Origin of the sequence: Pantoea sp. EA-12, assembly GCF_030053355.1 — a bacterium.
GTDB classification, from domain to species: Bacteria; Pseudomonadota; Gammaproteobacteria; order Enterobacterales; family Enterobacteriaceae; genus Pantoea; species Pantoea vagans_C.
This window is the reverse complement of record NZ_JASGBY010000003.1, coordinates 246,777-270,698: the sequence shown is the minus strand read 5'-3', so window position 1 is coordinate 270,698 and position 23,922 is coordinate 246,777. Positions and strand designations below refer to the sequence as shown.

23 protein-coding genes and 2 tRNA genes are annotated in these 23,922 nt (G+C 54.5%); 15 read left to right on the top strand and 10 right to left on the bottom strand.

Annotation, left to right across the window (positions count from 1 at the left end; genetic code table 11):
- Window positions 1-66 precede the first annotated feature (66 nt).
- The 3 genes from QMZ30_RS06440 (at window position 67) to QMZ30_RS06430 (ending at window position 3,532) form a co-directional block, all read left to right on the top strand.
- Window positions 67-1,089, top strand: coding sequence for a LacI family DNA-binding transcriptional regulator (locus tag QMZ30_RS06440; RefSeq protein ID WP_283226763.1), 1,023 nt, complete (start codon window positions 67-69; stop codon window positions 1,087-1,089).
- A 12-nt stretch (window positions 1,090-1,101) separates the two neighbouring features.
- Window positions 1,102-2,085 carry a nucleoside hydrolase gene (locus QMZ30_RS06435; protein WP_283226762.1) on the top strand — a complete coding sequence of 328 codons (984 nt, stop codon included), beginning with the start codon at window positions 1,102-1,104 and terminating at the stop codon, window positions 2,083-2,085.
- A gap of 226 nt (window positions 2,086-2,311) precedes the next feature.
- On the top strand, window positions 2,312-3,532 hold the full coding sequence (locus tag QMZ30_RS06430) for an MFS transporter (protein WP_039329544.1): 1,221 nt from the start codon (window positions 2,312-2,314) through the stop codon (window positions 3,530-3,532).
- Here the strand turns inward: QMZ30_RS06430 and QMZ30_RS06425 are convergent.
- The 3 genes from QMZ30_RS06425 to QMZ30_RS06415 all read right to left on the bottom strand — a co-directional run bounded on the left by QMZ30_RS06425 (window position 3,529) and on the right by QMZ30_RS06415 (window position 6,147).
- Window positions 3,529-3,993 carry a YbaK/EbsC family protein gene (locus QMZ30_RS06425; protein WP_283226761.1) on the bottom strand — a complete coding sequence of 155 codons (465 nt, stop codon included), beginning with the start codon at window positions 3,991-3,993 and terminating at the stop codon, window positions 3,529-3,531. The genes QMZ30_RS06430 and QMZ30_RS06425 overlap by 4 nt on opposite strands.
- 95 nt (window positions 3,994-4,088) lie before the next feature.
- Complete coding sequence (gene fhuF, locus QMZ30_RS06420) at window positions 4,089-4,883, bottom strand: siderophore-iron reductase FhuF (protein WP_283226760.1); 795 nt, start codon at window positions 4,881-4,883, stop codon at window positions 4,089-4,091.
- A 169-nt stretch (window positions 4,884-5,052) separates the two neighbouring features.
- Window positions 5,053-6,147: a GGDEF domain-containing protein gene (locus QMZ30_RS06415; RefSeq protein WP_283226759.1), complete on the bottom strand. Its 1,095-nt coding sequence runs from the start codon at window positions 6,145-6,147 to the stop codon at window positions 5,053-5,055.
- A gap of 229 nt (window positions 6,148-6,376) precedes the next feature.
- On the opposite strand from QMZ30_RS06415, the gene QMZ30_RS06410 reads away from it, so the two are divergent.
- Window positions 6,377-6,661 carry a DUF1435 domain-containing protein gene (locus QMZ30_RS06410; protein ID WP_039329534.1) on the top strand — a complete coding sequence of 95 codons (285 nt, stop codon included), beginning with the start codon at window positions 6,377-6,379 and terminating at the stop codon, window positions 6,659-6,661.
- Between the two features lie 100 nt (window positions 6,662-6,761).
- On the opposite strand, the gene QMZ30_RS06405 is transcribed toward QMZ30_RS06410, so the two are convergent.
- From QMZ30_RS06405 to rsmC, 3 genes are all read right to left on the bottom strand, one after another.
- Window positions 6,762-6,848 (bottom strand) — tRNA-Leu (locus tag QMZ30_RS06405).
- A gap of 34 nt (window positions 6,849-6,882) precedes the next feature.
- A tRNA-Leu gene (locus QMZ30_RS06400) sits at window positions 6,883-6,969 on the bottom strand.
- A 143-nt stretch (window positions 6,970-7,112) separates the two neighbouring features.
- Window positions 7,113-8,144, bottom strand: a complete 1,032-nt coding sequence (gene rsmC / locus QMZ30_RS06395; protein ID WP_039329532.1) for a 16S rRNA (guanine(1207)-N(2))-methyltransferase RsmC — start codon at window positions 8,142-8,144, stop codon at window positions 7,113-7,115.
- A gap of 254 nt (window positions 8,145-8,398) precedes the next feature.
- On the opposite strand from rsmC, the gene QMZ30_RS06390 reads away from it, so the two are divergent.
- The 4 genes from QMZ30_RS06390 to yjjJ all read left to right on the top strand — a co-directional run bounded on the left by QMZ30_RS06390 (window position 8,399) and on the right by yjjJ (window position 11,354).
- Window positions 8,399-8,809, top strand: a complete 411-nt coding sequence (locus QMZ30_RS06390; RefSeq protein ID WP_039329530.1) for a DNA polymerase III subunit psi — start codon at window positions 8,399-8,401, stop codon at window positions 8,807-8,809.
- Complete coding sequence (rimI, locus tag QMZ30_RS06385) at window positions 8,781-9,221, top strand: ribosomal protein S18-alanine N-acetyltransferase (protein ID WP_283226758.1); 441 nt, start codon at window positions 8,781-8,783, stop codon at window positions 9,219-9,221. The genes QMZ30_RS06390 and rimI overlap by 29 nt, the downstream gene beginning before the upstream one ends.
- An 11-nt stretch (window positions 9,222-9,232) precedes the next feature.
- The gene (gene yjjG, locus QMZ30_RS06380; protein ID WP_283226757.1) at window positions 9,233-9,916 is read left to right on the top strand and encodes a pyrimidine 5'-nucleotidase; all 684 of its coding nucleotides are present in this window, start codon (window positions 9,233-9,235) and stop codon (window positions 9,914-9,916) included.
- A 115-nt stretch (window positions 9,917-10,031) separates the two neighbouring features.
- Window positions 10,032-11,354 carry a type II toxin-antitoxin system HipA family toxin YjjJ gene (gene yjjJ, locus QMZ30_RS06375; RefSeq protein ID WP_283226856.1) on the top strand — a complete coding sequence of 441 codons (1,323 nt, stop codon included), beginning with the start codon at window positions 10,032-10,034 and terminating at the stop codon, window positions 11,352-11,354.
- Here the strand turns inward: yjjJ and QMZ30_RS06370 are convergent.
- Window positions 11,351-12,022, bottom strand: a complete 672-nt coding sequence (locus tag QMZ30_RS06370; protein WP_283226756.1) for a YtjB family periplasmic protein — start codon at window positions 12,020-12,022, stop codon at window positions 11,351-11,353. The genes yjjJ and QMZ30_RS06370 overlap by 4 nt on opposite strands.
- Before the next feature lie 107 nt (window positions 12,023-12,129).
- Between QMZ30_RS06370 and serB the strand changes: the two genes are divergently transcribed.
- From serB to nadR, 3 genes are all read left to right on the top strand, one after another.
- Window positions 12,130-13,107, top strand: a complete 978-nt coding sequence (gene serB, locus QMZ30_RS06365) for a phosphoserine phosphatase (RefSeq protein ID WP_283226755.1) — start codon at window positions 12,130-12,132, stop codon at window positions 13,105-13,107.
- Between the two features lie 13 nt (window positions 13,108-13,120).
- On the top strand, window positions 13,121-14,503 hold the full coding sequence (gene radA / locus QMZ30_RS06360; protein ID WP_058973972.1) for a DNA repair protein RadA: 1,383 nt from the start codon (window positions 13,121-13,123) through the stop codon (window positions 14,501-14,503).
- A gap of 120 nt (window positions 14,504-14,623) precedes the next feature.
- Window positions 14,624-15,919: a multifunctional transcriptional regulator/nicotinamide-nucleotide adenylyltransferase/ribosylnicotinamide kinase NadR gene (nadR, locus tag QMZ30_RS06355; RefSeq protein WP_283226754.1), complete on the top strand. Its 1,296-nt coding sequence runs from the start codon at window positions 14,624-14,626 to the stop codon at window positions 15,917-15,919.
- 53 nt (window positions 15,920-15,972) lie between these two features.
- On the opposite strand, the gene ettA is transcribed toward nadR, so the two are convergent.
- Entirely contained in the window at window positions 15,973-17,640 is a 1,668-nt protein-coding gene (gene ettA, locus QMZ30_RS06350; protein WP_071885751.1) for an energy-dependent translational throttle protein EttA, read from the bottom strand.
- Between the two features lie 184 nt (window positions 17,641-17,824).
- Between ettA and QMZ30_RS06345 the strand changes: the two genes are divergently transcribed.
- Complete coding sequence (locus QMZ30_RS06345) at window positions 17,825-18,772, top strand: 2-hydroxyacid dehydrogenase (RefSeq protein ID WP_283226753.1); 948 nt, start codon at window positions 17,825-17,827, stop codon at window positions 18,770-18,772.
- 2 nt (window positions 18,773-18,774) lie between these two features.
- Here QMZ30_RS06345 and deoR read toward each other — a convergent pair whose 3' ends face one another.
- On the bottom strand, window positions 18,775-19,539 hold the full coding sequence (gene deoR, locus QMZ30_RS06340; RefSeq protein ID WP_058973544.1) for a DNA-binding transcriptional repressor DeoR: 765 nt from the start codon (window positions 19,537-19,539) through the stop codon (window positions 18,775-18,777).
- A 362-nt stretch (window positions 19,540-19,901) separates the two neighbouring features.
- Between deoR and rbsK the strand changes: the two genes are divergently transcribed.
- Genes rbsK through QMZ30_RS06325 form a run of 3 tightly spaced genes read left to right on the top strand, consistent with a single transcriptional unit; the run spans window position 19,902 to window position 23,164 of the window.
- Window positions 19,902-20,819, top strand: a complete 918-nt coding sequence (rbsK, locus tag QMZ30_RS06335) for a ribokinase (RefSeq protein ID WP_283226752.1) — start codon at window positions 19,902-19,904, stop codon at window positions 20,817-20,819.
- A 9-nt stretch (window positions 20,820-20,828) separates the two neighbouring features.
- Window positions 20,829-22,154, top strand: a complete 1,326-nt coding sequence (fucP, locus tag QMZ30_RS06330) for an L-fucose:H+ symporter permease (RefSeq protein ID WP_283226751.1) — start codon at window positions 20,829-20,831, stop codon at window positions 22,152-22,154.
- Window positions 22,151-23,164, top strand: coding sequence for an aldose 1-epimerase family protein (locus QMZ30_RS06325; protein ID WP_283226750.1), 1,014 nt, complete (start codon window positions 22,151-22,153; stop codon window positions 23,162-23,164). Before fucP ends, QMZ30_RS06325 begins: the two co-directional genes overlap by 4 nt.
- Window positions 23,165-23,223: 59 nt before the next feature.
- On the opposite strand, the gene urtE is transcribed toward QMZ30_RS06325, so the two are convergent.
- Window positions 23,224-23,922 (bottom strand): urea ABC transporter ATP-binding subunit UrtE, encoded by a 699-nt coding sequence (gene urtE / locus QMZ30_RS06320; RefSeq protein ID WP_039329503.1) that lies wholly within the window; start codon window positions 23,920-23,922, stop codon window positions 23,224-23,226.

The following is a 23,922-nucleotide window of genomic DNA, read 5'->3' as shown; positions in this document are numbered from 1 at the left end:
TTGTGAGTTAACCATCGCCATTGGCCGGATTCTCCGGCCAATGGCATTGATACAGAGGCAAGATCCTTGGCGAAATCCCCAAGCGGAAATGTGACACGCAGTGATGTGGCAAAAGTCGCTGGAACCTCAGTGGCGGTGGTGAGCTACGTCATTAATAACGGTCCACGTCCGGTGGCGGAAGCGACGCGCCAGCGTGTACTGGATGCGATCAAACAAACCGGTTATCGGCCCAATGCCGTGGCGCGTGCGCTGGCATCTGGCAGCACCAAGACTTTTGGGTTGGTGGTGCCGAATATCAGCAACCCCTTTGTCGCTTCGATGGCGCATATGCTGTTGCAGGAGTCGCTTAACCACGGCCACGTGATGTTGCTGGGTGATGCCGGGGACGATCGTAAACGCGAACTGGAACTGATCCAGGGATTATTAAATCGTCAGGTTGATGGGCTGTTTTATAACAGCGTTGATCGGCATCCCTACATTGATGTGATTCAGGCCAGTGGAACGCCGTTGGTTATGCTGGACCGCGTCGAGCCGCGCCCGGGCGTCAGCATGTTGCGCGTTAATGAAAAAGAAGCTTCACGTCAGGTCACGGCGCATTTACTGAGCCACGGTTATCAGCAGGTTGGCATCATCAGCGGTCCGCTGGAGATGCTTAATGCTCAGGACCGTATTCAGGGCTGGCGGGAGGCGATGACAGAACAGGGCTTACCGATTGATGAAACCCTGATTTTCCCAGCCAACTTTACGCGGCAGGGCGGTTACGATGCTGCCAAGCGTATGCTGGCGAGCGGACGTGTTCCGCGCGCCCTGTTTACCAGTAATGAAGGTCAGGCAATTGGCTGCATCCGTGCGCTCTCTGAGCACGGTTTGCGCGTGCCGCAAGATGTCGCGCTGGTGTGCTTCAACGGGACCGATCAATCTGCGTTTCATGTCCCCACGCTGACCACCGTACGTCAACCGCTGCGTGAAATGGCTCGCAGCGCTATTGCCATGCTGAAAAATTGGGATGGCGACGCACAACTGGCAGAGTTTCCTCACTATCTCGAACTCGGTGAGTCCTGCGGCTGCCAGCTTATCCAACAAAAATAAACTTATAACATTATGAAAAGACTGATTATTGATTGTGATCCGGGGAATGGAATTGCAGGTGCGAACACTGATGACGGCCTTGCGCTGGCATTAGCGCTGGCTTCACCTTCGCTATCAGTAGAGCTGATTACGACGGTCACCGGTAATACACCGAGCGCCGTGGGCGCGCAGGTGGCTAAAGACCTGTTGCAACGCCTTGGCCTCAATATTCCGGTGGTGCAGGGGGCATTGCAGGCGCTGCGTGAAGACCCGGCGCCGTGGCGCGCCCGCCTTGATGGCGTGCAGGACGAGAAACTCGGCGAACTATGGCGTGGCGTGCGTCAGCCACAGGTGCTGGCGGCTGATGGCAATGATGCTGCTGGCGTGATGGGGCAGTTGATTTGCGATAACCCCGGTGAGTTTACGCTGGTAGCCATCGGCCCCTTGACCAATGTGGCGCTGGCGCTGCAGCGATATCCACAGATGGCGGAATCGGTGGCAGAGATTGTCATCATGGGCGGCGTCTTTGCGTTGGATGATTACATCAAAGACACCAATTTTGGCCTTGATCCGGAAGCGGCCCACCAGGTGTTACACAGCGGTGCCACTATCACCCTGGTGCCGATGGATGCGACCACGCAAACGCTGATGACGCATCAGGATCTTAACCGCCTCACCGCCAATGACCATCCTCTACCGCAGTTTGTGCGCGAGACGCTGCGCCCGTGGATTGACTACTCCATTCGTACACGTCATTTGCCTGGCTGTTGGATCCATGATGCGCTGGTGGTTGCCTGGTTGCTGAATCAACGAGTGGCGGATGGGGTCGATTATCATGTCGATATTGAACTGCGTGCCGGTGCCACGCGGGGCAAAAGCTGGCGCTATCGTTTACCCTTGCGATTGGATATCGGCGTGCCTGAGCAAACCGGCGCGTTGGTGCATGTGATGCACAGCGTGAATAATCCGTTACTGCTGGAGATGATCGAGCAGGCATTTAATCGGTTGAAACGCTGAACGATGTGCAATAAAAGGCACCGCGACCTTGCGGTGCACTATCCTCACCCTCCGACACGCTTCCTTACACCGCGAATCACTCCCTGACAATTCCCCGCCGCAGCCGGTCTTTCTGACATGCTATATACAAATGGTTAACACAATAATAACCAGTGAAACCATTTGCTGGATAACGTTCCAATAAATTCCGGTCAATGAACCGGAAGCAATCAGACAGGATACCCCTATGTTCAACTGGACTGCGACCCAGCGAAACGTGGCTTTTGCCAGTTTCGCCAGCTGGACGCTGGATGCGTTCGATTTCTTTATCCTGGTGTTTGTACTCAGCGATCTTGCCCAGTATTTCAACACCAGCGTCTCCGATGTTTCCATTGCCATTATGCTCACGCTTGCGGTACGACCGATTGGCGCATTGATTTTTGGTCGTCTTGCTGAGAAATATGGCCGACGCCCGATTCTGATGCTTAATATCGTGATGTTTTCACTGTTCGAACTGCTGTCGGCATGGTCACCCAATTTCTCTGCCTTCCTGGCGTTCCGCGTGATTTACGGCGTGGCAATGGGCGGAATCTGGGGTGTGGCCTCGTCTCTGGCGATGGAAACCATTCCCGACCGCTCACGTGGTTTGATGTCCGGTATTTTCCAGGCAGGCTATCCCTGCGGTTATCTGCTGGCATCGATTATTTTTGGGCTGTTTTTCGAAGCGGTGGGCTGGCGAGGTATGTTCCTGATTGGCGCGTTGCCGATTCTGCTGCTGCCATTTATCTATTTCAAAGTGCCGGAATCGCCGGTGTGGCTGGCAGCGCGTGAGAGAAAAGAGAGCACGGCGCTGCTACCGATCATTCGTCAGCACTGGAAGATCTGTATCTATATGGTACTGCTGATGGCCTGCTTTAACTTCTTTAGCCACGGTACACAGGATCTCTATCCCACCTTCCTGAAGGTGCAGCATCAGTTTGATCCCCATACCGTCAGTATTATCGCTATCAGCTACAACATTGCGGCGATGCTCGGCGGGATAACCTTTGGCGCATTGTCAGAACGTATTGGCCGCAAGAAAGCTATTATTCTGGCGTCTTTCCTCGCGCTGCCGGTGCTGCCATTGTGGGCGTTTTCAAGCGGCTCGTGGATGATTGGCATCGGTGCATTCCTGATGCAATTCATGGTTCAAGGCGCGTGGGGGGTGGTGCCTACCTATCTTACCGAGCTGGTGCCGGCAAACGCCCGTGCGGTGCTGCCAGGCTTTGTTTATCAACTGGGTAATCTGATTGCCTCCGTCAATGCGACCTTGCAGTCACGGATTGCAGAGGCCCACGGCGGCAACTATGGCCTCGGGATGGCCATTGTTGCAGGGACGGTGGCGGTACTGATTTGCGTGTTTGTCGCCTTTGGACGGGAGACACGCGGCATCGAAATCTCTGGTGCTGTGGCGCGCGAGCAACGTTAGAGCGCTTCGCAGACGTCAATCCATTTCGCCGCAGTGAGGTCAGCCATTCGCTGCGGTGAAATGCGCACGGCGCTGTGGATTGAGCCAGCAGCGGGCAACACTTCATCAAAGCTGCGCAGCGTCACATCACAATAGACGGTCAGGGGATTCTCTAATCCGAACGGGCAAACGCCACCCACCGGATGACCGGTCCAGTTCACCACTTCATCAACGCTGAGCATGCGTGCCTTGGCACCGAGCGCGGCTTTCAGCTTGCGGTTGTCAAGGCGGGCATCACCGCGCGTAACAATCAGCACAATGGCATCTTTCACTTTCAACGACAGGGTTTTGGCGATTTGCCCAGGCATCACGCCATGAACGCGTGCGGCCAGTTCTACCGTGGCGGTGCTCTCCGGCATCTCGATGATATCGATATCAGGTGCATGTTCGGCAAAGAAGTGCCGTACCGACTCCAGGCTCATTTTTTTCTCCGGCTAAAACAGAGACTAAAAGCTGCCATAAGGGGGGAAAAGTGTAAACGAGATAAAAAGAGAATCTGTAACAGAATGCGCGGAGGTTAAACCACTTTTAACGTGCAGTTACCACAACGTTCAACATCAGGAATGCGATAGCGCTGGCAGCAACTGCGACGTTCCATTTCACCGTTGCGCGGGATCATGGTGCGGTACAGCGGGTTGTCACTGCCATCTAAGAGTGTCTGGGTAAAGAACAGCGCCTGTTGCAACTGCGCTATGACGTGCTCAGGCAGTTGGTTTTTCAGCTCACCCAGGAACCAGTAAAATGAGAAACCCATGTTGTTCCAGATGAGTTTCGCATTGATATCCCCGTGCTGCGTCATGCCGTTGACGGCGGGTATCAGACATTGCTGGATCAGGCGATCGATACGCTGCTGTGCGCTGAGGTAGCGAGCCTCACTGTCTTCCTGCACATCAATCCAGAAGGCGCAGGGATGACCATTCTCGTGGAACTCGACATGAATCAGATGTGGTGCGCAGCTCAGTGCCCGTGGTTCCTGCAATAGCATCAGCATCAGCGGTGAGAGCAGCAATCCAAAATACCACTGCGCCCACAGTGATTGCAGCGGCTTGGCTTCCTGCTGCACATCAGGGTGATTGCGATACAGGTAATCGCTGTAGCGCTGGGTCAGGCGGCGATAATGCACGGGTGTCGACCACTCAGCGAGCGTCAAAGTTCCGGCCGGGGCGGGTTGTCCAAGTTTCACGTTATCCAGCATGTAGCTGCGTTGATCGCGCACCAGATCTTCCAGCGCGCTCGCTAAAGTGCGGTCGCTCTGCATAAAGATCAGGGGATGCTCGCTGTAGCGATGATCCTGACGCGTGATAATCGGCATGCCGGTCCTGAGTGATAACGGGAATCGAGAAACAAATGATAATCGTTACCAGATTAATGGACAAGATGTCATCAGCACAACCATCGTAACGCTGGAATTTATCCCGCCTGGTTTGGTACACATAAAAAAACAGCGCGATACATCGCGCCGCTATGTGATGTATCTGATTTTATTGTAACTCGCTGCTCACCGAACTCAGTTTCGGCAAATCTTCCCACGCCAGAATAGTGTTTCGGCCCTGATTTTTCGCCACGTACAGTGCACGATCTGCATTGGACACCGCCTGATCAAAATCTTCAGCGAAAATCGGGGCGATGCCCGCACTGATGGTGACATGAGTAGAGACCTTTTCGTTAAAGCGGTGGGGGATCTCTAAATCCACCACGTACTGACGTATCCGCTCTGCCAGTTTCATCGCAATCGAGGCGTTGACGTTGGTCATCAACACCAGAAACTCTTCCCCACCGTAACGTGTCACCACATCACGGGAGCGCACCGCATCACGAATGGCAACGGAGACGCGCGCCAGGGCCTGGTCGCCCATCGCATGGCCATAGTTGTCGTTATAGGCTTTGAAGTGATCGATATCCAGCAACAACACATAATGACTACCCGCATGGTTTTCCATGATGGTATCCAGTCGATTTTTTAGCCCGCGGCGGTTGTAGAGGCCCGTCAGCGGATCAAGCATACTCAAATCGCTGAAACTCTCTTTTTCCTCATACAGTTGGCTCACCAGGCGTCGCGTAAACATATCAAAGCGGCGGCGCATTAAATGGTGCAATGAGAAACCGATTAATGGCAGGGCAATCGTGAATATGATCATCACTAAATGCTGGCCATCATCCAATAACAGCACCGTTAATACTGGCGGCGTGATGTGTAAACAGAATGCAATCAAATAATCACTCAGCGCAATGGCACTGACAAAGAACACGCTTAACAAACTGATTATTAAAAAGCTGCCATCAAAATAAAAAACCTGATGGTATCTATGGTTAATATGCCAGGCCCACAGTGCACCTAATATCAGGGCGACAGGATTTAATAGCGGTAATTTTTGTTTTGGCATCACTAAACAGATCGTCAGTAATGTCAGGCTAAAAGCGGCAACCAACCCCACTGGCAGCGAACTTACCGGGCTATCTGTGCCTAAAAACGGTAACAGGCAAAAAAGCGAAACGGCGACATTCAAAAACAAAAAAAGCATCAGCGAAAGCCGATATTTGCTGTGTTTCAACTCATCATAAGATTGTAATTTCATTATTATTACTCGTGACAGCCCTGAAATATCAAAGCGCTACCCGAGGGAATTAACCCCGTAAAGTGGATAGTGAGCACGTTATTGTTGTGTTATTAAAAATGTTATCGGCGGCAATTTAGCATTTTTCAGTAAATCTGTCATCCAACGTAGCTTTGCTTAAAAAAATCGCTGCAAGATGAGAAATGTTGTCATATGATAATACGAATATTTATCATTTGAGGGTTGCGCGATGATCATGGCGATGATGGCCGCCTGCGGCTTATGGGGTGTGAGCTGGATGATGGGTAAGCGCCTGGACAGTGGCTGGGGAGTGTTACTGCCGTGTGCGGCACTGCCGATTTTTGCGTTGTGGGAACCGAGCTTTAGTCAGTGGCGCGTGGTGATGATTGTTGCGCTGCTGCTCACGGTGGTGATGCTGTTCCACCATCGTTTACGTCACTATTTACTGCTGCCTTCTTGCCTGGCACTGGCGGGCGGCGCAGCTGCCATCACGGTGAACTTCCATATCATCTAATGCCGTTCGCTGAACGGCAGAAACGACAACATCACGCAAAGGCGTGATATTTTCATTTTAAAAAAATAGGGGATTTTACTGCCAGAGAAGTAAGACAACGTGGTGCGAAGGGAGGGACTTGAACCCTCACGTCCGTAAGAACACTAACACCTGAAGCTAGCGCGTCTACCAATTCCGCCACCATCGCATTGTGTTGTCTTTTCTTGTTTATACCATCGCATTGGTGCGAAGGGAGGGACTTGAACCCTCACGTCCGTAAGGACACTAACACCTGAAGCTAGCGCGTCTACCAATTCCGCCACCATCGCGTACCTGCAACACCCTAAAGTATTGCTAACCACGGAGGCGCATTCTAGAGATTTTACTCATTGCGTCAATACATATTTCGCGACGATGAAACGATTGCTGCAAAAAACAACGTTTTTACCGTCGCGCTGATGCAATCACGCCATTAACGCGTTTTAGCACCACGACCGTATACCGCGCGGTACACCTTAAAGCGCCCGGTTTGGGCCAGCACTTCATGGTTGCCGAAGGTTTCATCCAGAATTTGCGGATAAGGCAGGAAGGCGTTGGCGACGATACGCAGTTCGCCGCCGCTGTTCAGATGCTTGAGTGCACCGCGAATCAGCGTGTTAGCCGCGTCCAGACTGGTTTGCAGGCCATCGTGGAACGGCGGATTAGAGATGATCATATCGAAACGACCGGTGACATCTGAGAAGACGTTACTGGCGAAGACTTCCCCCTCTAACTCGTTAGCGGCCAAGGTGAGTTTACTGGCTTCAATCGCGGCTGCATGAACATCACATAACCACAGGCGTACGCGCGGTGAGATCTGTGCCAGTACTGTCGCCAGCACGCCGCTTCCGCAACCGATATCCAGCACTTTACCGCGTGCATGCGGTTCCAGCGTCGAGAGCAGCAGATCGCTGCCGATATCCAGGCCATCGCGGCTGAACACGCCAGGGAGCGTATGGATAGTGAGATGCTCAATCATATAAGTGTTGCCATAGCTGCTGGCATCGAAGCTTGGCTGCTTATCCAGACGACCGTGATACAGTCCGCAGCGGCGAGCGCTATCGACTTTCTCCAGCGTCGCCCACGCTTCCAGCATGCCTTCTGCGCTGCGCACACCCGCGCGGTTTTCGCCAATGACAAAAATATCGCAGCCAACAGGCAGTAATGACAGTAGGTTCTGCAACTGGAACTGCGCTTCGGGCTTGTTTTTCGTCCAGTAATAGACCAGCGTATCGCAGCCAGCGACATCATCAGCCGTCGCTACCATGCTGTAAACCGCACGTTCACCAAGGCGACGGCTCAGGTTCTGCCAGTGATGGTACTGCTGGGTATGCACACGTGTAGAGGCCGTTTCCAGCTGGGCAGGCAGGTCATCCTGCAGGTCGCCAGCAAAAAGCACATGGCGGGTGGTAAATTCATCACTGTGGCGCAGAATGACTTCGCTGGCCGGGGTAAAAGCAGACATGGAACACTCCTGTTAAATCAGAGCAGCGATTATATACACGTCATACTTCAAGTTACAGGTGCGTTGGCTACGTGCATTCACCTCAGTCACTTACTTCAGTAAGCTCCTGAGGATTCATGTACTTGCCGCCTTCCTGAACCAAGAGTAGGCCCCATGAGGGGACTCCAATTATTTTGTGTAGAGTGCTTTGTTGGCGCATGTTCGATGGGTTTGCTAGCATAACGTCGCATTCTGGCAGCATAACGGGTAACAGCATGAGTACAAGACGCGACTGGCTCTTACAGCAAATGGGGATTACGCAGTACCAATTGCGGCGTCCACGCGTGCTACAGGGCGAAATTGCTGTCACGCTGACGCCGGGTACGCGTTTGGTGATGGTGACTGAACAGGCTCCTGAGTTGCAAGAACCGCTGATTCGCGACGTGCTGCGCGTGCTAAACATCCAGCCTGCTCAGGTCATGACGCTGACGCCAGAACAGCTGCCCATGCTGCCCGAGCAGGTCGATTGTGCCGGCTGGCTAATGGGCGTGGAGAGCGAACATCCCTTTAACGGCATCACCTTTACCACTGCCGTTTTCAACGAATTGATCAGCAGCGGTGCGGCAAAACGCGCCCTGTGGCAACAGATGTGTAACCATGACAACCATCTCTTTAGTCACCCCTGAAGACCAGCCGCAACTGCTGGCCATTGAACGCCGTAGCCACGCTTTTCCGTGGAGCGAGCAAACTTTCGCCAGCAATCAGGGCGAACGTTTTGTTAATTTTCGCCTGGAAGCCGAGGGTAAACTGGCAGGATTCGCCATCACCCAAGTGGTGCTGGATGAAGCCTCGTTGTTCAATATCGCCGTCGATCCCGATTTTCAGCGCCGCGGGTTTGCACGCCAACTGTTACAGCATTTGATTGCTGAGCTGGAAGCGCGCGAAGTGATGACGCTGTGGCTGGAAGTGCGGGCCTCGAATCATCCGGCGATTGCACTGTACGAACAGCTCGATTTTCATCAGGTCAGTATCAGGCCCAACTATTATCCCACCGCCAATGGGCGTGAAGATGCCATCATCATGGCGCTAACGCTGTAAAAAGGGACATTATGCTAAACGACTGGGACTGCATTCTGTTCGATGCAGACGACACACTTTTTCATTTTGACGCCTATGCCGGTTTGCAACGCATGTTCGCCCGTTATGACGTGCAGTTCAGCGACCAGGATTACGCGGATTACCAGGCGATCAATAAACCGCTGTGGGTGGATTACCAAAACGGCACCATTTCAGCCTTACAGCTACAGACTCGCCGCTTCACGCTATGGGGTGAGAAACTCAGCGTGGCACCAGAAGTGCTGAACAGTGATTTTCTCGGTGCCATGGCGGAGATCTGCTTGCCGCTTGAAGGGGCTGCCGAGTTACTGAACACGCTGAAAGGCAAGGTGAAAATCGCCATCATCACCAACGGCTTTACCGCGTTGCAGCAGGCACGCCTGGAACGCACCGGTTTCCGTGACTTCTTTGATGAATTGATCATTTCGGAGCAGGTCGGTGTACCGAAGCCCGATGTGGCGATTTTCGATCATACATTGCAGTTACTCGGCAACCCAGAACGTAGCCGCGTGCTGATGGTGGGCGATACGCCAGAATCCGACATTCTGGGTGGCATGAACGCGGGAGTGAAAACCTGCTGGATCGATCACGGCACACGTCCGCTGCCGGAACACATCACGCCAACCTGGCAGGTCAAAAACCTGGCCGAACTGCAGGCGTTGCTGACCAACAGCTAAAAGTATCTATTCACTGTTGATATGCATTTATCGTAAAAAGCCCGCCGTGCGGGCTTTTTTTTTGAAAGTATCTATGCATAAATCTATTCATGAATCTATTCATGAGATGATGGTTATGGTGGATTTGCAGAACTTCTTGCTGGCGGGACCGCTAAGTGCAGCTGAGCTGCTACAACGATCGGGCGTGAGCCAGGCGACATTATCGCGTCAGCTGCGGCAACAGCCGCACATCATTAAATGGGGCCGGGCACGCGCCACTCGTTATGCTTTGCTCCGTCCGATTCGGGGTGAAAATAAATTTCCGCTCTACTGCATTTCCGCTCAAGGGCAGGCCATCTCTGCCGGTTATCTGTTGCCGACATGGCCACAAGGCAGTTGCCTGTATCTTGATCAGCATGAACGCGGCCATTTCTATGATGGTTTACCCTGGTTCTTACAGGACTTGCGACCGCAGGGATTTATTGGTCGTCAATGGGGCAGAGAACATGCAGCACAGCTGGGATTAAATGATGATATTCGGCTATGGAGTGATGAGCAGTGCTTAATGGCGCTGGCAAACGGTGGAATCGATATGCCGGGTGCGTTTCTCATCGGTGAGCGCCCTTATCAGCGCTGGTTGCTGCAGGCGTCTCCGCACCCCATTCGCGAAGTGGAGAAAGTCAATCGCTATCCGCAGCTGGCGCAGCATGCGTTGAGCGGTGACGAGCCAGGATCGTCAGCGGGGGGGGAACAGCCTAAATTTCTCTGCTTTGCTGAAACGTCAAACGGTGCCCGCCACTGCCTGGTGAAATTCACTGCCTCACGGCAAAGCGATAATGCTCAACGATGGCGTGATTTACTGCGCGCTGAGCATCTGGCATTACAGCATTTAAATGCCGGTGGCCTGGCCGCGGCAGATAGCCAGTTAATTGAAAGTGAAGACCAGCTTTTTCTCGAAGTGCAGCGTTTTGACCGTACAGGTGAGCGTGGTCGGCACGAGATGGCTTCACTGGAAGCGGTGAGTGCGGAATTTATCGGTCACCCACAGCACTGGCCTGATGCGCTGCGAGAGTTACATCTGCAACATCGTATTGACGATGAGTCGCAACATCGTGGCACCTTGCAATGGGCATTTGGTCGCCTTATCGCCAATAGCGATATGCATGCAGGAAATGTGTCGTTCTTCACCGGACATGGGCCTTTTAGCCTGACTCCAGCTTACGACATGTTGCCGATGGCTCTTGCGCCCAATTCGCAGGGACACATGCGTGAGGAAGTCAAACTGACGCTGGATTTCTCGTTGTCCGCTGAGGTATGGCGCGCTGCCAGCGCAATGGCAAAAACCTACTGGCAGGCAATTGAAAGTGATGAACAGTTCAGCCTCGATTTTCGGCAAATTGCCGCACACGCCTTGCAGCAGTTAACTGCGTTAGATGCAACGCTGAACAAAATGGCTTAACTCTTTTTTTCATTCTCAGCGGACGCGACCGCCTCTTCTTCCTCTTTGTCCTCTTTCACTGCGCGGCTGGCGGTGAGCAAGAACGGAGACTGCTGCCAACGGGTGCGGCGGTCGCGCAGCAAGGTACGGGTCAGGATGATGCCAATCGCCAGCGCCAGCAGCATCATCAGGCGCAGGATATTGGTGGTGTTATCCACCTGGCGCGATTCGGTGACCAGTACGTGGGTATCGAGGGTGACGCGCAGGAAACCTTGTGGTCCCTCTTTGCCTTCCAGCGGCTGCACAATTTGATGATTGAAGTAGCTACCGGCACGTTTGCCGTCCAACGCCAGACGGTCGCGCACGTTAATGCTTTCGCCGCTGTGGGCCACCAGACTGCCATCATCGGCATACACTGAGGCATCCAAAATGCGGCTGTTATCCGTCATCTGATCCAGGATAGCTTCGATCTGCGTGCGGTTATCGTCGCTGTTGTCCATCAGCGGTTTTAGGCTAAACGCCACCTGACGCGTCAAGGTGTGCGCCAGTTCTTCCACCTGTTCAGAGCGCGCCATTTGATGACCGAGACTGAACCAGGATGCCCCTTGCATCAGCACCACTAACAGGGCCAGCGAGATAAGAACAATCACCGTGCGATGCAGGCGAAATTTCAGTGCGGTTTTAACCATCAGGAACCCGTGTGACGTAACAGCAGAAAGGCTGGCAATTATGTTGCCAGAACCCGCGCAGACAAGGTAGCCTCTTGCGTGGTTTTGTTGTCCCTACAGGAGCTGTAATGCCAAATCGTCTTACCTGGTGCGATCTGCCCGCCGATGTTTCACTTTGGCCGGGTCTACCCCTTTCCCTCAGCGGTGATGAAGTGATGCCGCTGGATTACCGTGCCGGTCGTACTGGCTGGTTGCTGTATGGGCGTGGGCTCGATAAACAAAAACTGACCGATTATCAGCATCTGCTGGGTGCGGCGATGGTGATCGTCAGCGCGTGGAATGTCGATGAATATCAGGTGATTCGTCTGGCCGGTTCACTGACGCCGCGTGCCGCTAAACTGGCGCATGATGCCGGTTTTGATGTGGCACCGCTCGGCAAAATACCGCATCTAAAAACCCCTGGGTTGCTGGTGATGGACATGGATTCGACCGCCATTGAGATCGAATGCATTGATGAGATCGCTAAACTGGCGGGCTGCGGCGATCAGGTATCTGAAGTGACCGAACGCGCGATGCGTGGTGAACTGGACTTCAAAGCCAGCCTGCGTGAACGCGTGGCGAAACTGGCGGGTGCTGATGCCAACATCCTCAAACAGGTGCGTGACACGCTGCCGCTGATGCCGGGCCTGACCACGCTGGTGCAGAAACTGCAGGCGCTGGGCTGGCAGGTGGCGATTGCTTCTGGCGGCTTTACCTACTACGCCGATTATCTGCGCCAGACGCTGCATCTGACGGCAGCGGTGGCCAATGAGCTGGAAATGCGCGATGGCAAGCTGACCGGCGAAGTGCTGGGGCAGATTGTTGATGCCCAATATAAAGCCGATACCCTGAAAAATCTCGCCGAACGTTATGAGATCGCCCCGGAGCAAACCGTGGCGATTGGCGACGGCGCGAACGATCTGCCGATGATTAAAGCGGCGGGTCTGGGTATTGCCTACCATGCTAAACCGAAAGTGAATGAGCAGGCGTCGATCATCATCCGCCATGCCGATTTGATGGGTGTATTCTGCATCCTGACTGGTAGCCTGATTCACGAAGAGCGTTAACAGAGGATTTGATTTGGCCAAAGCGGCAAAACGCGCCTTCGTTTGTAACGAGTGTGGCGCAGATTACCCACGCTGGCAGGGGCAATGCAGCGCCTGCCAGGCGTGGAACACCATCACCGAGGTGCGCATTGCCGCCTCACCCGCCGCTGCGCGCAACGACCGTCTGACGGGCTATGCCGGGAATGCCGGTACAAGTCGGGTGCAGAAGCTGTCAGAAATCAGCCTTGAAGCCCTGCCGCGTTTCTCCACCAGTTTTAAAGAGTTCGATCGCGTACTCGGTGGCGGCGTGGTGCCGGGCAGTGCCATTTTGATTGGTGGCAACCCCGGTGCCGGTAAATCCACTTTGCTGCTGCAGGTGATGTGTAAGCTGGCAGAAGGGATGAAAACCCTGTACGTCACTGGTGAAGAATCATTGCAACAGGTGGCAATGCGTGCCCATCGTCTGGGATTACCCACCGAAAACCTGAATATGTTGTCGGAAACCAGCATCGAGCAGATCTGTCTGATCGCCGAGCAAGAGCAGCCGAAGCTGATGGTGATCGACTCAATCCAGGTGATGCATATGGCGGATATCCAGTCTTCGCCGGGCAGCGTCGCGCAGGTGCGTGAAACCGCCGCTTACCTGACGCGCTTCGCCAAAACGCGCGGCGTGGCCATTGTGATGGTGGGGCACGTCACCAAGGATGGCTCGCTGGCCGGTCCGAAAGTGCTGGAGCACTGTATCGACTGTTCGGTGCTGCTGGATGGTGATGCCGATTCTCGCTTCCGAACCCTGCGCAGCCATAAAAACCGCTTTGGTGCGGTGAACGAGTTAGGCGTGTTCGCCATGACCGAGCAGGGCATGCGTGAAATCAGTAACCCGTCAGCTATTTTCCTGTCACGCGGTGACGAAGTGACGTCCGGCAGCTCGGTGATGGTGGTGTGGGAAGGATCTCGCCCGCTGCTGGTGGAGATTCAGGCGCTGGTGGATCATTCGATGATGGGCAACCCGCGCCGTGTTGCGGTGGGTCTGGAACAGAACCGTCTGGCGATCTTGCTGGCGGTGTTGCACCGTCATGGCGGCTTGCAGATGGCGGACCAGGATGTGTTCGTCAACGTGGTGGGTGGCGTAAAAGTCACGGAAACCAGTGCTGACCTGGCGTTGCTGCTGGCAATGGTGTCGAGCCTGCGCGATCGCCCGCTGCCACAGGATCTCGTGATCTTCGGCGAGGTGGGGTTAGCCGGTGAGATCCGCCCGGTGCCCAGCGGTCAGGAGCGTATTTCTGAAGCGGCCAAGCACGGCTTCAAACGCGCGATTGTGCCGGCGGGAAATGCGCCGAAGAAGACCATTGATGGCATGAAGGTGTACAGCGCCAAGAAGCTGGCGGATGCGCTGGCAATTTTGGACGAGCTGTAAAATGGTCTGATGCCCTCACCCTAACCCTCTCCCACAGGGAGAGGAAACCGAAATGAGAGGCTGTGAGCTCGCATCCAGAGTTACGATTTTGCAAGATGCATCGATTTCCCCCTCGCCCGCTTGCGGGAGAGGGCCGGGGTGAGGGCCAGCGCGCACCACACCCCATTTTTCCCACGCAGGAGGCACCAAATGTCATCATTCGACTACCTGAAAACAGCCATACGCCAGCAGGGCCATACGCTGCAGCAGGTTGCAGATGCCAGCGGGATGACCAAAGGCTACTTAAGCCAGTTGCTGAATGCCAAAATTAAAAGCCCGAGCGCGCAGAAGCTGGAAGCGCTGCACCGTTTTCTCGGACTGGAATTCCCACGCCGGGACAAAACCGTTGGCGTGGTGTTCGGTAAGTTTTATCCACTGCATACCGGCCACATCTATCTGATTCAGCGCGCCTGTAGCCAGGTCGATGAGCTACACATCATCATGGGCCATGACGATCCGCGCGATCGCGAACTGTTTGAAAACAGCGCCATGTCGCAGCAGCCGACCATCAGCGACCGTCTGCGCTGGCTGCTACAGACCTTCAAATACCAGAAAAATATCCGTATTCACTCCTTTGATGAAGAGGGGATCGAACCCTATCCGCATGGCTGGGATGTGTGGAGTGAAGGGGTGAAAAAATTCCTGTCCGAACAGGGGATTGAACCCGATTGCATCTATACCAGTGAAGAACCGGACGCGGCGATGTATCAACAGCACCTCGGCATTCCTACCGTGGTGGTGGATCCTAATCGATCCTTTATGAACATCAGTGGCGGGCAGATTCGTCAGGATCCGTTCCGTTACTGGGAGTACATCCCCACCGAAGTGAAGCCGTTCTTTGTGCGCACCGTAGCGATCCTCGGTGGTGAATCCAGCGGCAAATCAACGCTGGTAAACAAGCTGGCGAATATCTTTAATACCACCAGCGCCTGGGAATATGGCCGGGATTATGTTTTCTCCCACTTGGGTGGGGATGAGATGGCGCTGCAATACTCCGATTACGACAAAATCGCGCTGGGGCAGGCGCAGTACATCGATTTCGCGGTGAAATACGCCAGCAAAGTGGCGTTCATCGATACCGACTTCATCACCACCCAGGCGTTTTGCCTGAAGTATGAAGGGCGTGAGCATCCGTTCGTGCAGGCGCTGATTGATGAGTACCGTTTCGATCTGGTTATTTTGCTGGAGAACAACGTGCCATGGGTGGCGGATGGCTTGCGAAGTCTCGGCAGCTCAATGGATCGCCGCGAGTTTCAGTCGATGCTGGTCACCATGCTGCGTGAAAACAACATTGAGTTCGTCCATGTGAAAGAGGATGACTACGATGCACGCTTCCTGCGCTGCGTCGAGTTGGTGAAACAGATGCTGGGGGGATAATCTTCACAGCCATAAAAAAGGCGCCAATCGGCGCCTTTTTCACATCATAACCATTACTTCGCCATACGCTTGTACTTGATACGCTTTGGCTCCAGCGCGTCAGCGCCGAGGGTGCGTTTCTTGTACTCTTCGTACTCGGTAAAGTTACCTTCGAAGAACTCCACTTTGCCTTCATCCTGATAATCGATGATGTGCGTGGCGATACGGTCGAGGAACCAACGGTCATGCGAGATCACCATGGCACAGCCTGGGAATTCCAGCAGGGCGTTTTCCAGCGCGCGCAGGGTTTCGATGTCCAGGTCGTTGGTCGGTTCATCGAGCAGCAACAGGTTGCCGCCGACCTGCAGTAGTTTCGCGAGGTGCAGACGACCACGCTCACCACCAGACAGTTCGCCAACACGTTTGCCCTGATCGGTGCCTTTGAAGTTGAAGCGACCGACATAGGCGCGGCTTGGCATCTCAACGTTGCCGACACGCATAATGTCCTGGCCGCCCGAAACTTCCTCGAACACGGTTTTCGAGTTGTCCATGGCGTCACGGAACTGATCAACTGACGCCAGCTTGACGGTTTCGCCCAGCTCGATGGTACCGGAATCTGGCTGTTCCTGACCGGACATCATGCGGAACAGCGTGGATTTACCCGCACCGTTTGGACCGATGATGCCAACAATTGCACCCTTCGGCACAGAGAAGCTCAGGTCATCAATCAGGACACGATCGCCATACGATTTGTTCAGGTTGGTCACTTCCAGCACTTTATCGCCGAGGCGCGCACCAGGTGGAATGAACAGTTCGTTGGTTTCGTTACGTTTCTGGTATTCGGTGTTGTTCAGCTCTTCGAAGCGCGCCAGACGGGCTTTGCCCTTAGACTGACGGCCTTTCGCGCCCTGACGTACCCACTCCAGCTCTTTCTCAATCGACTTACGACGAGCCGCTTCAGAAGAGGCTTCCTGCGCCAGACGCTGATCTTTCTGCTCCAGCCAGGAGGAGTAGTTACCTTCCCACGGAATACCTTCACCGCGGTCCAGCTCCAGAATCCAACCTGCAACGTTATCCAGGAAGTAACGGTCGTGCGTAATCGCTACCACGGTGCCTTCGAAGTCGTGAAGGAAACGTTCCAGCCAGGCCACGGATTCTGCATCCAGGTGGTTGGTCGGTTCGTCCAGCAGCAGCATGTCTGGTTTTTCCAGCAGCAGACGGCACAGCGCGACGCGACGGCGTTCACCACCGGACAGGTTGCCAATTTTGGCATCCCAGTCTGGCAGGCGCATCGCATCAGCAGCACGGTTCAGTTGGGTGTCGAGGTTGTGGCCATCGTGTGCCTGGATCACTTCTTCCAGACGACCCTGTTCTGCCGCCAGCTTATCGAAATCCGCGTCCGGATCAGCGTACAGCGCGTACACTTCATCGAGACGTTTCAGCGCGCCAACCACTTCAGAAACCGCTTCTTCCACAGATTCACGCACGGTGTGCTCTGGGTTGAGTTTGGGTTCCTGTGGCAGATAGCCCACTTTGATGCCCGGTTGTGGGCGTGCTTCCCCTTCGATATCGGTATCGATACCGGCCATGATGCGCAGCAGGGTGGATTTACCCGCGCCATTCAGGCCGAGTACACCGATTTTGGCGCCAGGGAAGAAGCTAAGAGAGATGTTCTTCAGGATGTGACGCTTCGGCGGAACCACTTTGCCGACGCGATGCATGCTATAGACGAATTGAGCCACGTTGTAATGAGCCTCTGGTCTGTGAATGGTGGAACTTCAGATGGTGAAGTTTAGCCGTTTTCACCCGGCAATCACAGCCGCACGGCGTTGAATCTTCTGGAGTGGGGCAACAGAGCCGATAACTGATTGATTCTCACTCAACAGTCGCTATGCTGCTTTTTTGCCTGAAAACGGAGGGAGTTCGATGAAAGTGCTGATTGCTGCAGATGAACATGCCTGGGGTGGATTGATACCTGCGATCCGCCAGACGTTACCTGATATGGAATTTATCGCCTCGGCGGGCCATGCGGCGGAGAGCCTGGCCGGTTTCGATGCGCTGATCCCCGGCATGTGCCGTGTGGATGCACAGCTGATTGCCACCGCCGATCGGCTAAAGCTGATTCAGCAGGCGGGGGTCGGGCTGGAGGGTGTTGATCTTGCGGCGGCAAAGCAAGCCGGCATTATGGTAGCGAATGTCCCTTCCGATAATTCAGGCAATGCCGATTCAGTGGCGGAGTTGGGTATCTGGATGATGATTGGGCTGGCGCGTCGTCAGCATGAGATTGCCGATTGCCTGGCACAGCAGAGGCTCGGACAGCCAATTGGCCTGGGACTGATGGGCAAAACCGTCGGGCTGGTAGGCTTGGGCGGCATCGGTAAAGCGCTGGCGAAGCGCCTTGCCCCGTTTGGCATGCGTATGATTGGCGTAAAACGCGAGGCGGATGAAGCCTTTGCGCGTCAGCATCAGCTCGACTGGCTCGGCACTATGTCGCAGCTACCGGAACTGCTGCAGCAGGCGGACTTTGTAGTGCTCAGCCTGCCGGACGACGCCGATACCCATAACATCATCAACGCCGATGCGCTGGCGCAGATGAAACAGGACAGTTTCCTGATTAATCTTGGACGCGGTGGCTTGATAGAGAAACAGGCGTTTCTGACGGCGCTGGAGAGCAAAAAATTAGCCGGGGCCGGGCTGGATGTGTTCTGGCAGGAGCCGCCCGATCCGCAGGATCCGGTGTTCCGCTATAACGTGATCGCCACCCCGCACATTGGTGGCGTGACGGATATTTCACTGGCAGGCAACATCAAAGGGATCTGCGATAACCTGCGCCGTCTGCGCGATGGCGACGCGGTGATCGATCGTAAAGCCTGATCTCAAGGCAGGCGCAGTGGGATATTCTGTTGCGCCAGCCAGTTTTTCAGCGCCGCTTCTGGCGCACTGTCACTCACCAGCAGATCAAAACGACGCAGCTCACCGATGCGGGCGGGCAGCACTTTGCCAAATTTGCTGCTATCGGCCACCAATACACGGGTGCGCGCCCGTAACATGGCGTGATGCTTCATGGCTAATTCATTGATGTTATAGCAGGTTGCGCCCTGTTCCTGATCGATGCCCGCTGCCGAGATAAAGGCCAGCGTGGGGCAGAGATCGTCGAGAATCGAGTGGGCACCGATCGGCGTGAACAGCGCGTTATCTGCATGAAACTCCCCGCCGCTCAGGATCACATTACAGGCCGGTTTCTCTTTCAGCGCGAGAAAGGTATTCATGGCGCAGCAAATCGCGGTGAAGGGCAAGGTGTCCGGGATGGCATCCACGATGTAGGGCAAAGTGGTGCCGCAGTCAAAAAACACCGTATCGTTTTCGCTGATCAAACTTGCCGCCGCCTGCGCCAGACGTTGTTTACGTGCGGCGTTTTGGCTGTGTTGGTCAGAGATAAAATAGTGTCCGGCGTGGCTTTTCGGATCGCTGACAATATACCCGCCCAACAGCACAACCGCCGAAGCCGGTTCCGTCAGATCGCGGCGAATCGTCATCTCTGATACACCCAACAATTGAGCCGCATCTTTCAGGTGTAGCTTATCGGTACGTTTCAGCGCCTGCGCCAGCTTGTGAATTCGTTCGTCTCGCCGGGTTTCCATGATGATCTCTATTTGTTGAGTAGGCTGAGGTCGAGGATGCCGAAGGTGAAATCACGATAAATGATAAAAATTTTAATGATTTGCGACACTTCCAGCACACCGATTTTCAATATTACCTGTAATGGGATCGGCCCGCAAACCTCTCTCTCCAGTCCGTGATGGCCGTTTCGCTTAACACCATCTCGGCATTATCATGATGTTAAATTGTTAGAATAATAACACTCCCGCTCACTAATCTGTGGCGTTATATCGGTTTTGTCGATGATGTTGAGGTGTGAATTTTGTCACATTACAACCTTAATTTAACTGTTATTGTTAATTTAATAACATTATAAGGTTAAAAATTCACCGGGGAGTTAACAATGGATATCGCGGTTATTGGGTCAAATATGGTGGACCTTATTACCTACACCAATCAGCTACCGAAAGCAGGGGAGACGCTGGAAGCCCCCGATTTCGCTATCGGCTGTGGAGGGAAGGGGGCAAATCAGGCGGTGGCAGCAGCGAAAATGGGCGGTCGCGTGATGATGGTGAGTAAAGTGGGCGACGATCTGTTTGCGCCTAACACCGTGGCGAATCTTAAACAGCAGGGGGTGGATACCCAATATGTGACCACCGCAGCGGGTACGTCCAGCGGCGTGGCGCCCATCTTCGTTGACGATCAATCACAGAATCGCATTTTGATTATCAAGGGTGCCAACCAGCAGCTCAAACCAGCAGACATTAATGAGGCCGCGGAGGCCTTGAAAGCCTGCAAGCTGATCATCCTGCAGTTAGAAATCCCGCTGGAAACCGTCTACTACGCCATCGATTTTGCGCGTCAGCACGATATCAAAGTGATTCTTAACCCGGCACCGGCAGTGGCGAATCTCGATATCGACTATGCCTGCAAGTGCGACTTCTTTATGCCCAATGAAACCGAGCTGGAGATCCTCACGGGCATGCCGGTAGGCACGGATGACGAGGTGAAACGGGCAGGGCAGACGCTGCTCAAGCGCGGTCTGAAGAACCTGATTATCACCCTCGGAGGGCGCGGTTCGTTATGGATGGCGGGTGACACTCTGCACCACGTGGCCCCCACGCCAGTGAAGGCAGAGGATACCAGCGGTGCGGGTGATGCCTTTATCGGCTGCTTTGCGCATGCGCTGGTGAAAAGCGGTGATATTGCGGCAGCGATGGCGCAAGCCTCGGCCTACGCCGCTTGCAGCGTGACTGGGCGCGGTACGCAGCGCTCCTATCCTGACGCGGAAACCTTCCAGCGTTTTCTCAACGTACACTGAGGTCGAGCTATGCAACCGAACATTGTTCAGCAACCTGACGGCTATCTGAATAAGACGCCGCTGTTTCAGTTCATTTTGCTCTCGTGCCTGTTCCCGTTGTGGGGCTGTGCCGCGAGCCTGAACGACATCCTGATCACCCAGTTCAAAAGCGTGTTTGCGTTGAGCGACTTTGCCAGCGCACTGGTGCAGAGTGCGTTTTACGGCGGCTATTTCCTGATTGCGATCCCGGCTTCTTTGGTGATCCGCAAAGCCAGTTACAAGCTGGCGATCCTGATGGGCCTGGTGCTCTACATTGTGGGTTGCATGCTGTTTTATCCCGCCTCGCACATGGCCACTTACACCATGTTCCTTGCGGCGATTTTCGCTATCGCCATTGGCTTAAGCTTCCTGGAAACCGCAGCCAATACCTACAGCTCTATGATTGGGCATCGCGACCACGCCACGCTGCGTCTCAATATCAGCCAGACGTTCTATCCGATTGGCGCACTGATGGGCATCGTGTTGGGCAAATATCTGGTGTTCCAGGACGGCGAAAGTCTGCATGCACAAATGGCGGGGATGAACGCGGAGCAGGCGCATGCTTTCCGTCTCAGCATGCTGGAACATACGCTGGAGCCCTACAAATATCTGGTGATGGTATTAGTGGTGGTAATGTTGCTGTTCCTGTTCACACGTTATCCTCGCTGCAAACCTCAGTCGAGCGAAAAGTCGCTGCCTTCACTGGGCGAGACCTTCCGCTATCTGGCGGGTAATCGTCACTTCAAGCGCGGTATCGTCGCGCAGTTCCTGTATGTCGGGATGCAGGTGGCCGTCTGGTCCTTTACCATTCGTCTGGCGTTGACGCTGGGGGCGACCAACGAACGTCACGCCTCTAACTTTATGATTTACAGCTTTATCTGTTTCTTCATCGGTAAGTTTGTCGCTAACTTCCTGATGACGCGCTTCCGCGCGGAAAAAGTGCTGATTGCCTACTCAATTCTTGGCGTCATTACCCTCGCGTGGGTGATGTTTGTCCCCAACTTTACTGCGGTGTACGCGGCGGTATTTGTGAGCGTGCTGTTCGGACCATGCTGGGCCACCATCTATGCCGGCACGCTGGCTACGGTGGATAACAAGTACACGGAAGTCGCGGGTGCTTTCATCGTGATGTCAATTGTGGGTGCTGCCTTTATTCCGGCCATTCAGGGCTTCGTCTCCGATCATCTGGGTTCGATGCAGTTGGCGTTCGGCGTTTCGTTGCTGTGCTTCGCGTGGGTCGGCTTCTACTTCTGGGGCGAGCTGCGCCATAAAAACCAGGCGATTCAAGCGGGCCGTTTAGTGGAGGAGATGCCATGAAAACGCGTTTACCGCTGCGCCGGGAGCAGTTCCATGAAACGCCCAGTACGCTGCTGCACAATGCCTCTTTCCACGTCGAGTTATTCCGCTATCCGGCGGGTGTTGAAGCGGTACGCATCAGCAATCTGCGCGGTACGGTGATCGTGCTGCCGTTTTACGGCCAGATGGTGTGGGATGCCACGTTCGATGGCCACTTGCTGACCATGGGGCACAGTTTCAAACAGCCGATGCTCGGCAGTTCGATTATCGATACCTATGGCTGTTTTGCCTTTCATTCGGGTTTGCTGGCCAACGGTTGTCCGGCCCCGGAGGATGACCATCCGCTGCACGGTGAAATGGCCTGCGCGCGCATGGACAGCGCATGGATCGTGCTGGAGCAGGATCGTGTGTCGTTGGAAGGCGAAACCGAGTATGTGAAAGGTTTTGGCCATCACTACTTAGCCTCTCCAGCGGTGCGGTTGCATGCCGACACGCCGCGCCTGCAGATTGAAATGAACGTCACCAATCTGGCGGGGGCACCGATGCCGCTACAGTATATGTGTCATCTGAACAGCGCCTGGCTGGCAAATGGCCGCTTTAAGCAGTCGATCCCGCAGGATGCCTTTCAGCTACGGGCGTCGATCCCAGCGCATGTGAAGCCGACACCGCAGTGGAGCGCCTATACCGATCAACTGGCATGCGATCCGCAAGCCTTCCAGCAGTTGGATCAGCCGGAGATGTGCGATCCGGAGATTGTGTTCTTTGCCGATAATTTGCCGCAGTACGGCAACGAAGTGCAGTTTGAGTTGCATGCGCCAGAGGGCTTCGCACTGATGACCCGCTTTGATAGCCGCCAGTTCCCGCATGCCACGCGCTGGATGCTGCACAATCACGATCAGCAGGTCGCGGCTTATGTTTTGCCCTCCACCTGCCGACCAGAAGGATTTAAGGCAGCGCAGCGTGCCGGCACGCTGATTGAATTGGCGCCAGGTGAGAAGCGCCACTTTAGCGTGGAGACGGGGATTCTGTAATTCTTATTCCAGGTGCGCAGAAATGCGCACCCTACGAACACCGAGCACGATTCAATATATTAAATCGCCACCAACCCGCGCACGCCCTCGGCTTCCATATTGGCGCCTGCGCCGCGCTGCACAATCTCACCGCGCGACATCACCAGATAGCTGTCGGCCAGCTCGGCGGCGAAATCGTAAAACTGCTCCACCAGCAGGATCGCCATGTCACCGCGCTGTGCTAACTGGCGGATCACCGCGCCGATCTCTTTGATCACCGACGGTTGGATCCCTTCGGTGGGTTCATCGAGGATCAATAACTGCGGTTTACAAGCCAGCGCACGCCCGATCGCCAACTGTTGTTGTTGCCCGCCAGAAAGATCGCCGCCGCGACGTGCTTTCATCTCTCGTAGCACCGGGAACAACTGGTAGATCTCTTCCGGTACGGTTTTGGCTTGCGATCCGGAAAAACGAGCCAGCCCCATCAACAAGTTCTCTTCCACCGTCAGACGCGGGAAAATTTCACGCCCCTGTGGCACATAAGCGATGCCAGACTGCACGCGCTGATGCGGTTTACGGCTATTGATCACTTTATCCTGCCAGCGAATTTCACCGGACTTCGCGGGGATCAACCCCATCAGGCACTTCAGCAGTGTGGTTTTCCCCACGCCGTTGCGACCCAGCAGGCAGGTAATCTCGCCCGATTTAGCCTCAAAAGAGAGACCGCGCAGAATGTGGCTGCCGCCGTAATATTGGTTCAGTTCGGAGACTTGTAGCAT

What these genes read in the sequence shown, in the direction of transcription:
- QMZ30_RS06370 (WP_283226756.1), bottom strand. Translation starts at nt 12,022, where the DNA reads ATGGTTAAAACCGCACTGAAATTTCGCCTGCATCGCACGGTGATTGTT.
- QMZ30_RS06415 (WP_283226759.1), bottom strand. Translation starts at nt 6,147, where the DNA reads ATGAAATTACAATCTTATGATGAGTTGAAACACAGCAAATATCGGCTT.
- fhuF (WP_283226760.1), bottom strand. Translation starts at nt 4,883, where the DNA reads ATGCCGATTATCACGCGTCAGGATCATCGCTACAGCGAGCATCCCCTG.
- yjjG (WP_283226757.1), top strand. Translation starts at nt 9,233, where the DNA reads ATGCTAAACGACTGGGACTGCATTCTGTTCGATGCAGACGACACACTT.
- QMZ30_RS06425 (WP_283226761.1), bottom strand. Translation starts at nt 3,993, where the DNA reads ATGAGCCTGGAGTCGGTACGGCACTTCTTTGCCGAACATGCACCTGAT.
- rimI (WP_283226758.1), top strand. Translation starts at nt 8,781, where the DNA reads ATGACAACCATCTCTTTAGTCACCCCTGAAGACCAGCCGCAACTGCTG.
- rbsK (WP_283226752.1), top strand. Translation starts at nt 19,902, where the DNA reads ATGGATATCGCGGTTATTGGGTCAAATATGGTGGACCTTATTACCTAC.
- yjjJ (WP_283226856.1), top strand. Translation starts at nt 10,032, where the DNA reads ATGGTGGATTTGCAGAACTTCTTGCTGGCGGGACCGCTAAGTGCAGCT.
- QMZ30_RS06410 (WP_039329534.1), top strand. Translation starts at nt 6,377, where the DNA reads ATGATCATGGCGATGATGGCCGCCTGCGGCTTATGGGGTGTGAGCTGG.
- QMZ30_RS06345 (WP_283226753.1), top strand. Translation starts at nt 17,825, where the DNA reads ATGAAAGTGCTGATTGCTGCAGATGAACATGCCTGGGGTGGATTGATA.
- QMZ30_RS06435 (WP_283226762.1), top strand. Translation starts at nt 1,102, where the DNA reads ATGAAAAGACTGATTATTGATTGTGATCCGGGGAATGGAATTGCAGGT.
- fucP (WP_283226751.1), top strand. Translation starts at nt 20,829, where the DNA reads ATGCAACCGAACATTGTTCAGCAACCTGACGGCTATCTGAATAAGACG.
- serB (WP_283226755.1), top strand. Translation starts at nt 12,130, where the DNA reads ATGCCAAATCGTCTTACCTGGTGCGATCTGCCCGCCGATGTTTCACTT.
- QMZ30_RS06430 (WP_039329544.1), top strand. Translation starts at nt 2,312, where the DNA reads ATGTTCAACTGGACTGCGACCCAGCGAAACGTGGCTTTTGCCAGTTTC.
- urtE (WP_039329503.1), bottom strand. Translation starts at nt 23,922, where the DNA reads ATGCTACAAGTCTCCGAACTGAACCAATATTACGGCGGCAGCCACATT.
- QMZ30_RS06390 (WP_039329530.1), top strand. Translation starts at nt 8,399, where the DNA reads ATGAGTACAAGACGCGACTGGCTCTTACAGCAAATGGGGATTACGCAG.
- rsmC (WP_039329532.1), bottom strand. Translation starts at nt 8,144, where the DNA reads ATGTCTGCTTTTACCCCGGCCAGCGAAGTCATTCTGCGCCACAGTGAT.
- QMZ30_RS06325 (WP_283226750.1), top strand. Translation starts at nt 22,151, where the DNA reads ATGAAAACGCGTTTACCGCTGCGCCGGGAGCAGTTCCATGAAACGCCC.
- deoR (WP_058973544.1), bottom strand. Translation starts at nt 19,539, where the DNA reads ATGGAAACCCGGCGAGACGAACGAATTCACAAGCTGGCGCAGGCGCTG.